At 40.2% G+C, this 15,564-nt stretch carries 9 protein-coding genes; 8 read left to right on the top strand and 1 reads right to left on the bottom strand.

The genetic code is table 11. The features are described 5' to 3' along the window. The first annotated feature begins 121 nt into the window (after positions 1-121). The 8 genes from MED134_RS12080 (at position 122) to MED134_RS12040 (ending at position 14,571) form a co-directional block, all read left to right on the top strand. Positions 122-8,347 carry an S-layer family protein gene (locus MED134_RS12080; RefSeq protein ID WP_148305671.1) on the top strand — a complete coding sequence of 2,742 codons (8,226 nt, stop codon included), beginning with the start codon at positions 122-124 and terminating at the stop codon, positions 8,345-8,347. 15 nt (positions 8,348-8,362) lie between these two features. After that, positions 8,363-9,853: a hypothetical protein gene (locus MED134_RS15450; RefSeq protein WP_084811672.1), complete on the top strand. Its 1,491-nt coding sequence runs from the start codon at positions 8,363-8,365 to the stop codon at positions 9,851-9,853. Positions 9,854-9,860: 7 nt separating this feature from the next. Then, on the top strand, positions 9,861-10,589 hold the full coding sequence (locus tag MED134_RS12070) for a hypothetical protein (RefSeq protein ID WP_038599522.1): 729 nt from the start codon (positions 9,861-9,863) through the stop codon (positions 10,587-10,589). A 155-nt stretch (positions 10,590-10,744) separates the two neighbouring features. Continuing rightward, complete coding sequence (locus MED134_RS12065) at positions 10,745-11,371, top strand: hypothetical protein (RefSeq protein WP_148305670.1); 627 nt, start codon at positions 10,745-10,747, stop codon at positions 11,369-11,371. Between the two features lie 4 nt (positions 11,372-11,375). Beyond that, positions 11,376-12,524 (top strand): gliding motility-associated C-terminal domain-containing protein, encoded by a 1,149-nt coding sequence (locus MED134_RS12060; RefSeq protein WP_038599516.1) that lies wholly within the window; start codon positions 11,376-11,378, stop codon positions 12,522-12,524. A 72-nt stretch (positions 12,525-12,596) separates the two neighbouring features. Then, positions 12,597-12,878 (top strand): GNAT family N-acetyltransferase, encoded by a 282-nt coding sequence (locus MED134_RS12055; RefSeq protein WP_035327485.1) that lies wholly within the window; start codon positions 12,597-12,599, stop codon positions 12,876-12,878. 5 nt (positions 12,879-12,883) lie between these two features. After that, the gene (locus tag MED134_RS15395; protein WP_237747114.1) at positions 12,884-13,837 is read left to right on the top strand and encodes a GNAT family N-acetyltransferase; all 954 of its coding nucleotides are present in this window, start codon (positions 12,884-12,886) and stop codon (positions 13,835-13,837) included. After that, positions 13,834-14,571: a M15 family metallopeptidase gene (locus tag MED134_RS12040; RefSeq protein WP_038599513.1), complete on the top strand. Its 738-nt coding sequence runs from the start codon at positions 13,834-13,836 to the stop codon at positions 14,569-14,571. The genes MED134_RS15395 and MED134_RS12040 overlap by 4 nt, the downstream gene beginning before the upstream one ends. Before the next feature lie 2 nt (positions 14,572-14,573). On the opposite strand, the gene MED134_RS12035 is transcribed toward MED134_RS12040, so the two are convergent. Next, positions 14,574-15,545, bottom strand: a complete 972-nt coding sequence (locus MED134_RS12035; protein WP_316930965.1) for a tetratricopeptide repeat protein — start codon at positions 15,543-15,545, stop codon at positions 14,574-14,576. Positions 15,546-15,564 lie beyond the last annotated feature (19 nt).

Genomic DNA, 15,564 nt, shown 5'->3' with positions numbered 1-15,564 from the left:
GAACCCTAATTTTAACTTTAAGCCTAGAATAAATTTTATTCTAAATTAGAACTAATAAGCTATGTACTACGTATGTATTTTTAACAAAATTTGTACAAGTAAATGCGTAAATTTCGCGACAATGAAATATAATAAAATTATGTTCCCTCAAATGAAAAAACTACTCACCCTTACAAGTTTTCTCATACTATCAATATCTGCAATAGGTCAGGTTAAGGTAGGTGATAATCCAAACACAATTAACGCGTCATCACTCCTAGAGCTCGAGAGCACAAACAAGGTTCTTGTTGCAACAAGAGTTAGCACTTCTCAGATGAACAGTATCTCTCCTCTTGCTGGAGGGCTTGTTTTTAATACAGATGAGAGCTGTTTTTATCAATATGATGGATCTAACTGGCTAAGTTTATGCCAGATGACCTCTATGATAGTTGATAACGGCGATGGCACATACACCTATACAGATGCAAATGGCAATTCACAAATCATAAACACTCAGGCATCTTCAAATCCTTATGATAACACAACATCAGGGCTTGTTGCGACAAATGTGCAAGACGCTATAGACGAAATTAATGCCGCAGCAGGAACAGTAGCACTTGTAGATAACGGAGACGGTACTTACGTTTTTACAGACGCAAGCGGAACAACCACAACCATCGCAGATACTTCAATCTCTACTTTAGTAGATAATGGAGACGGAACATACACATATACAGACGAAACAGGAGCAACGCAAATTATAGACATTTCAGCTGAGGGTAATAGTTTTGATAATACAGGGACAGGTTTACTTTCTACAAATGTTCAAGATGCTATCGAAGAAATAAACGCTGCTATAGGTACGGTAGGTCTAATAGATAATGGCGATGGGACTTATCAATTTACAGATGCAAGTGGCACTACTATAACTATTTCTGACACCTCAATATCTACACTAGTAGACAATGGAGACGGAACATATACATATACAGATGAAACAGGAGCAACACAAAATATAGACACAAACGCTTCTGCAAATCCGTATGACAATTCGACATCTGGATTAGTATCTACAAATGTTCAAGATGCTATAGATGAAATCTTAAACCAAATAAACTCCGTAAACGTAACGCTTACAGATAATAATGACGGCACATATACTTTCACAGATGTTTTAGGAAATACAACAACCATCGCAGATACTTCGATCTCAACACTCGTTGATAACGCAGATGGAACATACACATACACAGATGAAACAGGAGCAACACAAATAATCGACACAAATGCTTCTGCAAATCCTTATGACAACACGACTTCAGGACTCGTAGCAACAAATGTGCAAGACGCTATAGACGAAATAAATGCAGCAGCAGGAACAGTAGCACTTGTAGATAACGGTGACGGAACATATGATTTCACAGACGCAAGCGGAACAACAACGACCATCGCAGATACTTCTATCTCGACACTCGTAGACAACGCAGACGGAACATACACATACACAGATGAAACAGGAGCAACACAAATAATCGACACAAATGCTTCTGCAAATCCATATGACAACACGACTTCAGGACTCGTAGCAACAAATGTGCAAGACGCTATAGACGAAATAAACGCAGCAGCAGGAACAGTAGCACTTGTAGATAATGGAGACGGAACGTATGATTTCACAGACGCAAGCGGAACAACAACGACTATCGCAGATACTTCTATCTCAACACTCGTTGATAATGCAGATGGAACATATACCTACACAGATGAAACAGGAGCAACACAAGTAATCGACACAAATGCTTCTGCAAATCCTTATGACAATACAACATCTGGATTAGCAGCAACAAATGTTCAAGATGCTATTGATGAAATCAACGCAGCGGCAGGAACAGTAGCGCTAGTAGATAATGGAGACGGAACGTATGACTTCACAGACGCAAGCGGAACAACAACGACCATCGCAGATACTTCTATCTCGACACTCGTAGACAACGCAGACGGAACATATACCTACACAGATGAAACAGGAGCAACACAGGTAATAGACACAAATGCTTCTGCAAACCCTTATGACAACACGACTTCAGGACTCGTAGCAACAAATGTGCAAGACGCTATAGACGAAATAAACGCAGCTGCAGGAACAGTAGCTCTAGTAGATAACGGTGACGGAACGTATGACTTCACAGACGCAAGCGGAACAACAACGACTATCGCAGATACTTCTATCTCGACACTCGTAGACAACGCAGACGGAACATACACATACACAGATGAAACAGGAGCAACACAAGTAATCGACACAAATGCTTCTGCAAATCCTTATGACAACACGACGTCAGGACTCGTAGCAACAAATGTGCAAGACGCTATAGACGAAATAAACGCAGCAGCAGGAACAGTAGCACTTGTAGATAATGGCGACGGAACATATGATTTCACAGACGCAAGCGGAACAACAACGACCATCGCAGATACTTCGATCTCAACACTCGTTGATAACGCAGATGGAACATACACATACACAGATGAAACAGGAGCAACACAAATAATCGACACAAATGCTTCTGCAAATCCTTATGACAACACGACTTCAGGACTCGTAGCAACAAATGTGCAAGACGCTATAGACGAAATAAACGCAGCTGCAGGAACAGTAGCTCTAGTAGATAACGGTGACGGAACGTATGACTTCACAGACGCAAGCGGAACAACAACGACCATCGCAGATACTTCTATCTCGACACTCGTTGACAACGCAGACGGAACATACACCTACACAGATGAGACGGGAGCAACACAAGTAATCGACACAAACGCTTCTGCAAATCCATATGACAATTCAACGTCAGGACTTGTAGCAACAAACGTTCAAGATGCTATTGATGAAATCAACGCAGCGGCAGGAACAGTAGCGCTAGTAGATAACGGTGACGGAACATATGATTTCACAGACGCAAGCGGAACAACAACGACCATCGCAGATACATCTATCTCTACACTCGTTGACAACGCAGACGGAACATACACCTACACAGATGAAACAGGAGCAACACAAGTAATCGACACAAACGCTTCTGCAAATCCTTATGACAATACAACATCTGGATTAGCAGCAACAAACGTGCAAGACGCAATTGATGAAATCAACGCAGCGGCAGGAACAGTAGCGCTAGTAGATAATGGAGACGGAACGTATGATTTCACAGACGCAAGCGGAACAACAACGACCATCGCAGATACATCTATCTCTACACTCGTTGACAACGCAGACGGAACATACACATACACAGATGAAACAGGAGCAACACAAGTAATCGACACAAATGCTTCTGCAAATCCTTATGACAACACGACGTCAGGGCTAGCAGCAACAAATGTGCAAGATGCTATTGATGAAATCAACGCAGCAGCAGGTACCGTAGCGCTAGTAGATAACGGTGACGGAACATATGATTTCACAGACGCAAGCGGAACAACAACGACCATCGCAGATACATCTATCTCTACACTCGTTGACAACGCAGACGGAACATACACCTACACAGATGAAACAGGAGCAACACAAGTAATCGACACAAACGCTTCTGCAAATCCTTATGACAATACAACATCTGGATTAGCAGCAACAAACGTGCAAGACGCAATTGATGAAATCAACGCAGCAGCAGGAACAGTAGCTCTAGTAGATAACGGTGACGGAACATATGACTTCACAGACGCAAGCGGAACAACAACGACCATCGCAGATACTTCTGTATCAACGCTAGTTGATAATGGCAATGGAACTTATGGTTATACCGATGAAACAGGAATAACCACAGTAATTGATACCAACGGCTTTAATATCACAAATACTGTAGCAGGCAATACAATTGTAACGGTTACTGACGCGGCAGGAAATGCAACAGATATTAATGAAACCGTAACAACATTTGCCGATGCAATGGATGGTTTAATTACCTATACAGATGAAAATGGAGATCCACAAACAGTAGCTAAGTCAGATATCACAGATAATGGAAACGGAACTTACACATTTACTAATAATGATGGGTCTGACGTTACCATTAACACAAATGGTATTGTGATTGCTGATGTGAATGACGGACAAGTAATAGCTACCATAACAAAAGCCGATGGCACTATTTCTAACATTGAAGAAACTATAACTTCAATTTCTGATGATAACACTGCCACTTCCGTGAAAACAATTGCAACCTACACAGATGAGGAAGGAAACGATCAAATTATTGAGGAGACAGTAACAGACGTTACAGACTTAAATGCAGCGGCAGTTACAAACACCATTGCTACCTATAACGCTGAAGACGCAACAGCTTTTACAATTGCAGAAACAGTTACTACGATCTCTGATGAAACTGACGGAAACGTAACATTCACCAATGAAACAGGTGCAACAATCACTGTAGCTAAAGCTGACATTACAGATAACTCAGACGGAACGTACACATTCACAAACAATGATGGTTCTGATGTTATCATCGATACAAATGGTGTAGCAATCTCAGATGTAATTGCAGGCAACTTAATTGCTACAGTAACAAATGCAGATGGAACAGAAGTTGAAATTGATGAAACCATCACAACCGCTACGCAGAATGTATTAGATGCAGATGGAAACGCTATCGCAGTATACAACAATGAAAACGGAGATGCTGTAAATATCAATGAGACCATCACTACTGCTACCCAGAATGTATTAGATGCAGATGGAAACGCTATCGCAGTATACAACAATGAAAACGGAGATGCTGTAAATATCAATGAGACCATTACTACTGCTACCCAGAATGTATTAGATGCAGATGGAAATGCAATCGCAGTATACAACAATGAAAACGGAGATGCTGTAAATATCAATGAGACCATTACTACTGCTACGCAGAATGTATTAGATGCAGATGGAAACGCTATCGCAGTCTATAACAATGAAAACGGAGATGCTGTAAATATCAATGAGACCATTACTACTGCTACCCAGAATGTATTAGATGCAGATGGAAATGCAATCGCTGTCTATAACAATGAAAACGGAGATGCTGTAAATATCAATGAGACCATTACTACTGCTACGCAGAATGTATTAGATGCAGATGGAAACGCTATCGCAGTATACAACAATGAAAACGGAGATGCTGTAAATATCAATGAGACCATTACTACTGCTACGCAGAATGTATTAGATGCAGATGGAAACGCTATCGCAGTATACAATAATGAAAACGGAGATGCTGTAAATATCAATGAGACCATTACTACTGCTACGCAGAATGTATTAGATGCAGATGGAAATGCAATCGCTGTCTATAACAATGAAAACGGAGATGCTGTAAATATCAATGAGACCATTACTACTGCTACGCAGAATGTATTAGATGCAGATGGAAACGCTATCGCAGTCTATAACAATGAAAACGGAGATGCTGTAAATATCAATGAGACCATTACTACTGCTACCCAGAATGTATTAGATGCAGATGGAAATGCAATCGCTGTCTATAACAATGAAAACGGAGATGCTGTAAATATCAATGAGACCATTACTACTGCTACGCAGAATGTATTAGATGCAGATGGAAACGCTATCGCAGTATACAACAATGAAAACGGAGATGCTGTAAATATCAATGAGACCATTACTACTGCTACGCAGAATGTATTAGATGCAGATGGAAACGCTATCGCAGTATACAATAATGAAAACGGAGATGCTGTAAATATCAATGAGACCATTACTACTGCTACGCAGAATGTATTAGATGCAGATGGAAATGCAATCGCTGTCTATAACAATGAAAACGGAGATGCTGTAAATATCAATGAGACCATTACTACTGCTACCCAGAATGTATTAGATGCAGATGGAAATGCAATCGCAGTATACAACAATGAAAACGGAGATGCTGTAAATATCAATGAGACCATTACTACTGCTACGCAGAATGTATTAGATGCAGATGGAAACGCTATCGCAGTCTATAACAATGAAAACGGAGATGCTGTAAATATCAATGAGACCATTACTACTGCTACCCAGAATGTATTAGATGCAGATGGAAATGCAATCGCTGTCTATAACAATGAAAACGGAGATGCTGTAAATATCAATGAGACCATTACTACTGCTACGCAGAATGTATTAGATGCAGATGGAAACGCTATCGCAGTATACAACAATGAAAACGGAGATGCTGTAAATATCAATGAGACCATTACTACTGCTACGCAGAATGTATTAGATGCAGATGGAAACGCTATCGCAGTATACAATAATGAAAACGGAGATGCTGTAAATATCAATGAGACCATTACTACTGCTACGCAGAATGTATTAGATGCAGATGGAAATGCAATCGCTGTCTATAACAATGAAAACGGAGATGCTGTAAATATCAATGAGACCATTACTACTGCTACCCAGAATGTATTAGATGCAGATGGAAACGCTATCGCAGTCTATAACAATGAAAACGGAGATGCTGTAAATATCAATGAGACCATCACTACTGCTACCCAGAATGTATTAGATGCAGATGGAAATGCAATCGCAGTATACAATAATGAAAACGGAGATGCTGTAAATATCAATGAGACCATCACTACTGCTACCCAGAATGTATTAGATGCAGATGGAAATGCAATCGCAGTATACAACAATGAAAACGGAGATGCTGTAAATATCAATGAGACCATCACTACCGCTACCCAGAATGTATTAGATGCAGATGGAAACGCTATCGCAGTCTATAACAATGAAAACGGAGATGCTGTAAATATCAATGAGACCATTACTACTGCTACGCAGAATGTATTAGATGCAGATGGAAATGCAATCGCAGTCTATAACAATGAAAACGGAGATGCTGTAAATATCAATGAGACCATTACTACTGCTACGCAGAATGTATTAGATGCAGATGGAAATGCAATCGCAGTATACAACAATGAAAACGGAGATGCTGTAAATATCAATGAGACCATTACTACCGCTACCCAGAATGTATTAGATGCAGATGGAAACGCTATCGCAGTATACAATAATGAAAACGGAGATGCTGTAAATATCAACGAGACTGTAACAGCACTAGCTATTGCAACAGGAGAACTTACCTACGCAAAGGAAGATGGCACCAATGATAATGTAAACCTGATATCAGCAGATGCTGATAACAACATCACAGCAGGAGCAGACGGAGCACTATTTGTAGATGTATCTGCAGAGGAAACAGTAACAGATGTTACAGATTTAAACACTGCTACAAATACAAATCTTATTGGAACATATAATAATGAAGGTGCAACTCCTTTTGCTATTGAAGAGACAGTTACTTCACTAACCTTTGACGATACTACAAACGAGTTAGAGTTTATAGATGAAACTGGCACTCCAAACCCAGTAGATTTAAGTTCACTAGAACATACAGGAACTGAAGGTTCTATTTTCTTTGCAGGAGCAGACGAAACCCCTACTGAAGATAATGACCAATTATTTTGGGATGCTGCAAATAATAGATTGGGAGTTGGTACTAATACACCAGATAACAAGCTACAAGTAACGGGAGCTATTCGTTCTGCAGGTTTTTTAAATTCTGATGGTAATGCTGGCGAACCAGCGTATAGATTTACAGATGACACAAATACAGGAATGTACAGTCCTGCGGCAGATGAAATTGGATTAACCGTTGGAGGAATAGAAGCAATCAATATTGATGAGACTAGTAACGCAACAACAGTAACAATTAATGAAACTTTAGACCTTGACGGGCCTGTACTTGACGAAAATGATTTACCTGGAACAGCAGGGCAAGTACTAACAGCTACTGCAACAGGCACAGAATGGGCAGATGCCGCAGCAGAAACAGTTACAACTTTTGTACAAGACGACACCCCTACTGCCACAGATGCTACAGCAACAGGAGAAATTACTTATACTGATGAAGCCGGTAATCCTTTTACCGCTCAAGTTGTAAGTGCAGATGCAGACAATGCACTCTCTGTCGGAACAGATGGTGGAGCATTTATGGCAGTCGCACCTACGGTTTATTCAGTAGGAAAAGTAGGTGCTGCTGGTGGTGGAGCACTTTTTAATGCTACTGTAGTAAATACAGGTACAGGAACGTACAGAGTAACATTTACCACTGCACTACCTAATGCAAATTATATCATTCAGTTAAGCCAGCCAGGAAGAGCAGGCGCAGGAAATGATGATCCAGGTATATCATACTCGGCACAATCTGGAGCTGGATTTACAGTTAACATTGGAGATAATGACAATGGTGGTTCTGACCGTGCATTCTTCAACTCAGAATTTATGTTTACAGTATTAACCATTCCAGGATTTTAATCCCCTACCCCTATTATGAAAAAAATATTATTTATTCTTTTTATCTCTGTTATCGCTTTCGCGAAAGCGCAAACCACAGACCCCGCATATTTAATAAATGTGCAGAAAGCATCACAGTCAGAAATAGACGCTTATGACCCAGCAGATCTAGAAATAGGAATGTTAGTCTATAATACAGATGTAAACCGCATATTTGAATATACGGCCTCAGGATTTTTGGCAATACTGACTGAAGTTGACGTTTCTGAAACTGTTACTACACTCGTAGATAATGGCAATGGAACTGCTACATATACAAATGAAAATAACATTCCTGTAACTGTAGGTATTGTTGGTCCTCAAGGACCAGCTGGACCGGCAGGTGCAGATGGAGCTCAAGGGCCACAAGGACCCGCAGGAGCAGACGGAGCAACAGGACCGCAAGGACCAACAGGACCCGCAGGAGCAGATGGAGCAACAGGACCGCAAGGACCAGTAGGACCGGCAGGAGCAGACGGAGCAACAGGACCACAAGGACCAATAGGTCCGGCAGGAGCAGACGGAGCAACAGGACCACAAGGGCCAATAGGACCGGCAGGAGCAGACGGAGCAACAGGACCACAAGGACCAACAGGTCCGGCAGGGGCAGATGGAGCAACAGGACCACAAGGACCAGTAGGACCTAAAGGAGCAGACGGAGCAACAGGACCTCAAGGACCGGCTGGACCTGCAGGTACAGACGGAGCAACGGGACCTCAAGGACCTGCAGGACCTGCAGGTGCAGACGGAGCAACAGGACCACAAGGACCCGCAGGTGCAGACGGAGCAACAGGACCACAAGGACCAGCAGGTCCCGCAGGTGCAGACGGAGCAACAGGACCACAAGGACCAGTAGGTCCCGCAGGTGCAGATGGAGCAACAGGACCAGCAGGTCCCGCAGGTGCAGACGGAGCAACAGGACCACAAGGACCGGCTGGACCAGCAGGTGCAGATGGAGCAACAGGACCACAAGGACCAGTAGGGCCATCAGGTACATATACTGGTTTTTTTATAATAGATAATACAACACTTACCACTACTGGGACATATACTCAGGCTATTGTCGGCATTCCATTCCAACCGTCGCAGGTTACTTTTAAGGCACATCCTAACATAGGTTCGTTTAACGTTAATGATGACAATGCGCTAGGAGCAAATAATACTGGTTTACTAGAAAACACGTTTGGAGCAATGAATGGATTTGCACGTGCAGGTAGCCCTATTGCACAGGCGGTTATATTTTCTGGCGGAAGTGGTAGCTCTATAAATAACATATCTAGATATGCTAATAATACACAGTGCATAGGCTTAAGATATACTAACAATAACGGAAATAATCTAGGTGTTATCTCTGCATCTATGGCAAGCTTTACAGCAAATGGATTTAATCTTAATGTAACGTACACACTAGGCACGACAGGTTCGGCAGCAGTACAAAATGACATACTAGATGAATCTGTAATTGTTCTATTTACAGCATACGAATAAAATTACTATGAAACGTAACCCCTTATATATAACTATACTTCTTGTGTTTGTTTACGCTTTCGCGAAAGCGCAAACCACAGATCCTGCATATTTAGTTAATGTACAGAAGGCATCACAGTTAGAGATTGACGCATACGATCCCGCAGATCTAGAGATTGGTATGCTCGTTTATAATACAGATGAAAATAGGATTTTTGAATATACAAATAATGGGTTTTTGGAACTTCTTACGGAGAAGAATATATACACTGGATGGTTTATCATTTCTGGCGAAGGAGTGGTCACAGTAAGCGACATTCCATTTACGCCATCACAGGTAACCTTTTCGGCGGCAGCAAATGTAGAGAGTCGGGATATTGATTCTGATAATGGCGTAGGAAACAATGATAGAGGTATTGACAACTCTTTTGGGTCAATGAAAGGGTTTGCAAGAGATGATGACGGCACAATAACGCAACAAGTGATGTATTCTGGAGGACACGGAAATTCTATAAATGACAACTCTAGATATGCCAGCAGTAGCAACTGTATAGGTATACGGTACGGTGATCAAAATGGTAGTAGTCTAGGTAAAATAGAAGGAGCATTTACCTCCTTTACTGCAGATGGGTTTACTATTACTGTAAATTATACAAATGGTACAATTACTGCAAACAGCACAAACCCATTGGTGGACGTACAACCTGACGATGTTAATAATGAGGCGCTACTAGTTTTATACACAGCTTATAAGTAATGAGATATAGCACAACATATCACAAGCAGCCTGCTTCTATGCTAAGAAATAAACTTTCTAATAAGAAAGAACAAATTATGATGTTCACTTTGAGCTTAAATTTAAATATTCTAAAATCTGAAAGAGGTACTCTTAAAAACTGTGCACTATTTGTTTTGCTTACATTATGCGCTATCACTTTTACTAACGCACAAGTACCTAATGCAGAGCTCCTACTGCGTGTTAATCAAGCTACAACAGTAGATATTGAAGCTATAACAGAGGCAAAAGAAGGGATGGTTGTTTATGACACTACTCTAGATAGGTTAAAAGTTTATGACGGTGTTGCGTGGCAAACTTTACAAAGTAGTCAAAAAGGAACAATCGTTTTAAATAGAAATGGAGGTAATGGAATTCTTCCAACAGCAACAAACACCTATTTTGACTTGCCCCTTACCAGCGCTCATATACAGACTAATGACCAAGATTTATTTACCGTGGTCGGAAATTCAGAAATACGAATAGAGCAAGATGGCGTTTACGCCTTATCTGCATCGTTATCTACCAGCAATATGCCAGCCGGAAATACAAAATATATCTTAGCAGCTAGACAAAATGGTAATCTTATAGGTTATCTTTCTAGAGGTTTTGTAACCTTACCTAGCAGAGACTACTGGGGTTCTTCTGGAACTATTTCCTATAGCTTTAATGCAAATGACATTATAAATTTTCAATATGTTCTCAATGCAGGAGGTCAAAATTTAAATGCCGTTTTTACTAATGCCTCAATAACAAAACTATAATATTATGAAAATTAGACTTATAGTTGCCTTCATTGTTCTTTTTAACGCTTTCGCGAAAGCGCAAGAATCCCTACACAACTTTGGAAATATCCAGATTCATCAAGACGGCGCGATTGGTTTTCACGGGGATTTAATCAATGACGGTGATTTTGACAACAATCTTGGTCTCGCTGGCTTTTACAATCCAACTGAAGAACTTTTTGTACTCGGTAATAACAAGCCTGTATTCTTCAATATGGAAGTTGACGTGCCAAATGACCTCAACTTTGAAGTATCTGTAGGAGTCTCTAGCCTACTAGATTTTATAAACGGTAGAATTACCACTCCTCGCGAAGACCTTGGTATTAATCTTGACTTCACAAACAATGCGATCTATCTGGGAGAAAGCGATAGTAATCACGTAGATGGTTATGTTACAAATCAAGGTAACCTAGAATTTGACTTTCCTATAGGAGATGACTTTAAAATTCGCCAGCTTACGGTGATTCCTCTCAACCCGGCCATAACTACCTATCAAGCTGCATACTTTTTTGAAGATCCAGATACTCCTAGTACATTACCTGGATCATTTAACACAGACCTGTTTGAAAACACATTGTCTATTATAGATCCTAATGAGTATTGGGATTTGAACGGGCCGCTACCAGTACAAGCAAAACTTACTTGGGACGAAGATACTCAAGTGCCGGTACTTACAGATGGCTTGAGCTCACTGCGTGTTGTAGGCTTTTCTAACGTTTTAAATAGATGGGTGAATTTGGGAAATGCTAGTTTTTCTGGTAATGAGATAAATGGCGAGATTACTTCTGAGCTTTTTGATCCTAACGACTTTTCGGCATACACACTTGGATCTGTTCTCAAAGCTGGAAGTGGTATAAATGTCTATACATTCTTCTCTCCTAACGGAGATGGAATTAATGAAACCTTTGTGATAGAAGGTCTTGAAACTAGTCCAGATAATGAACTGTTTATCTTTAATAGATGGGGTGTAGAAGTTTTTAGTATGAAAAACTATGACAACTCTTTTGATGGAACTTCACAAGGAAGAGTCACTATTGCAGAAGATAACAAACTGCCGGTAGGAACCTATTACTATGTCCTTAAACTTAAAGATCAAAAAGATCAAGCCGGTGCATTTTACATAAACCGCTAAATTTTTCCTAAAATCACTCATTGCTAGAACACTTTAATCTATATTTCAACCTTTAACAGAAAAAGGAGAGATATGAATATCCAGCATAAAGAAAGAGAAGATAGAGGTGTTTTTTATATGAAGGGAGATAATGGTATCATCTCAGAACTCGCTTACTCAAAAGATAGAGATTCAGTAATCACGATAGACCACACTGAAACTAAAATACCAGAAGAAGGCAAAGGATTTGCATCAAGGCTTGTGGCTCACACTGTTGATTTTGCAAGAGAAAGAGGGTTAAAAATAAATCCACTTTGCCCCTTTGCCGAAGTTCAATTTGATCGTAACCCAGATTATAAAGATGTACTGGCATAATGACTGTGCTCGAGACAAAACGTTTGTATCTTAAACCATTTACATCACAAGATGCAGAAAACCTTTACGCCCTTAATACAAATCTAGAGGTAATTAAATATACAGGTGATGCTCCTTTTAAAAACATAGAAGAAGCACAAGCCTTTATAAAAAACTATATTACAACAGTCTACCACAAAGCTCATACTACGACTCAAACAGGTTTAGGGAGGTATGCAGTAACACGCAAGAGTGACAATATTTTTTTAGGTTGGTGTGGCCTTAAGTTTAATCAAGATAATCGCCAGGTAGATCTAGGCTTTAGGTTTTTTGAAAAGTACTGGAATCAAGGCTATGCAACCGAGGCTAGTGAAGCCTGCATAAGCTACGCTTTTAAAGAACTTCACCTACCCTATGTAATAGCGCGAACTCATAACAACAATACCGCCTCTCAAAAGGTTTTAAAAAAGCTAAACTTTGTTTTTGTAAACAACATAACACATCACGATATGCCTACTAGGTTATATCATCTCAAAAATGAGGCTTATCAACTCAAAGAAATAAACGCCAAAGAAACCTGGCCCGTACGGCATCCAGTTTTGAGAAAAGGGCGCCCATTAGAAGATGTCTATATGGAGGCAGATGAGCAGGCAAGTACCTTTCACCTGGGTATGTTTCATAATAATGAGATTATAGGCGTTGCAAGTTTTATGGATGACAGTCACGATGGCTTTACTGGCGCACAATATAGACTAAGAGGAATGGCCGTGTTGCCTGAGTATAGAAGAAAAGGCATTGCAGAACTCCTATTAAAAAAAGGCGAGTCATTACTTAAAGAAAAAGGTAAAACACTACTATGGTTTAATGCCCGAGTTGTTGCTTTACAGTTTTATAAAAACCTAGGTTATCAAGTAGATGGCACCTTGTTTGATATTCCTAAAGTAGGACCTCATTATAGAATGAAAAAGCAGCTCTTATGAATAGAAGATCATTTTCAAAACTCACAGCATTAGGTATACTTGCCGCTTCCCTCCCACTTACGGCTAGGGCAGCAGTACTGGAGATGATAGACAGAGATGAGCTACTAGGCAAAGGTTCACCTCTGCTCACCAAGACTTCAACTTATAGACTTAGACCAGAAGCCGCCATCGCTTTTGAAGAGATGAAAATCGCTGCTCTTAAAGATGGTATAAAATTTCAAGTAGTGTCAAGCTACAGAGACTATAATCATCAAAACAGAATATGGGAACGTAAGTATAAACGCTTTCGCGAAAGCGGTCTAAGCCACCTTGCAACCATCAATAAAATTATTGAATACTCTACCATACCTGGCACCTCAAGGCATCACTGGGGTACAGATATAGATATAGTAGATGCAACACCAAGAGTTACTAGCGGATTACTGGTTCCGTCAAAATTTCACGGAAGTGGTCCCTTCTGTAAGTTTAAAGAATGGATGGATGCACACGCAAATAGTTTTGGCTTTTACCTTGTCTACACAGATACGTATGACAGGAAAGGCTTTAAATATGAACCCTGGCATTATAGCTACAAAGCACTCTCTCTAGACTACCTTAAAGCATATCAAGCGCTTGATATAAAGTCGCAATTACAAGCTGCAAACTTACTAGGAAGTGAGTACTTTACAGACTCTTTTATAGAGCGCTATCTTAAGGAAAATGTAGGTGATATCAATCCTGTGCTACTGCCTTAGTATTATAAATTCATAATGGCTTTGCGCTCTTGTAAGGCCTCTTTAAAATCTGACCTACTAGCAAGTGCTTTATTTATCCATTGCTCTGCTTTCTCTTTATCACCTTTATGCTTGTAGATTTGAGCAAGACGTAGATAGGCCCAATCCTTAGGCACACCATCTGCCGCAGAGTGATATTTTATATAATGGTGTAAACCTGTAATACCTTGATCGAGGCCTATACCATACTGCCCAGCTACCTTACCTAGCTGGTACTGCAACCTGTTTTCTTGAGCGTGTTTTTGTTGTGCCTCATAAGCCGTTTCAAAGGCTTTTTGTGGTTCATTATTCTTCTCGTAATGCTCTTGTAATTTTGCATAACAAGTAACAGAACCACCTACCTCAACAGCTTTTATATAATTGTACTCTGCTTGCTTAGGTTTATCATTATACTCTGCAATATAGCCGTGAGCGAGATATCCATCTACTTTTGAGATATCTAGTAGCTGGTCTGCATATTTTCTTGCTTTTGCCTCGCTACCGCCTATTATACCTGGTATTTGAATATAAAATTCTACAAGTGCCCAGCGTGCTTCTATATGTGATGGATCTAGTGTCGCTGCAGTTTCAAATTGTTCTTTTATATCTCCTATCATTGTAGCGGCTCTCAGCTTGTTTACAGCGAGCGCTTTCATACCCAGTACACCCCCATATTTATAATGATAGTTTGCGTTGTTTGGGTACTTTTCTACTAGGTTTTCGTAATAAGGAATTGCTCCATCCCAGTTTTTTGCATATCCTTCTATATCTCCTAGATATTCTAGAGTTTGAGGGTCTTTAGGATGTGTTTTTAAATAATTTAAAAAGAGCGGCTTTGCAAGTTTGTACTTAGATTGTTTAAAATAGGTTTCCGCTTTCGCGAAAGCGTTATCACTACCATTCTGAGCACAAAGCGCTGCAGGAAACAATAGAATAATAAACCACTTTTTCATCATATTATTTTAATCAAATATA

It is taken from the genome of Dokdonia sp. MED134 (assembly GCF_000152925.2).
Taxonomy (GTDB): Bacteria; Bacteroidota; Bacteroidia; order Flavobacteriales; family Flavobacteriaceae; genus Dokdonia.
This window is presented reverse-complemented; position numbering and strand designations above follow the sequence as displayed.

Bases quoted from the DNA above. Each gene is read 5' to 3' on its own strand.
- MED134_RS12040 (WP_038599513.1), top strand. From the start codon at position 13,834: ATGAATAGAAGATCATTTTCAAAACTCACAGCATTAGGTATACTTGCC.
- MED134_RS15450 (WP_084811672.1), top strand. From the start codon at position 8,363: ATGAAAAAAATATTATTTATTCTTTTTATCTCTGTTATCGCTTTCGCG.
- MED134_RS12070 (WP_038599522.1), top strand. From the start codon at position 9,861: ATGAAACGTAACCCCTTATATATAACTATACTTCTTGTGTTTGTTTAC.
- MED134_RS12080 (WP_148305671.1), top strand. From the start codon at position 122: ATGAAATATAATAAAATTATGTTCCCTCAAATGAAAAAACTACTCACC.
- MED134_RS12060 (WP_038599516.1), top strand. From the start codon at position 11,376: ATGAAAATTAGACTTATAGTTGCCTTCATTGTTCTTTTTAACGCTTTC.
- MED134_RS12055 (WP_035327485.1), top strand. From the start codon at position 12,597: ATGAATATCCAGCATAAAGAAAGAGAAGATAGAGGTGTTTTTTATATG.
- MED134_RS12035 (WP_316930965.1), bottom strand. From the start codon at position 15,545: ATGATGAAAAAGTGGTTTATTATTCTATTGTTTCCTGCAGCGCTTTGT.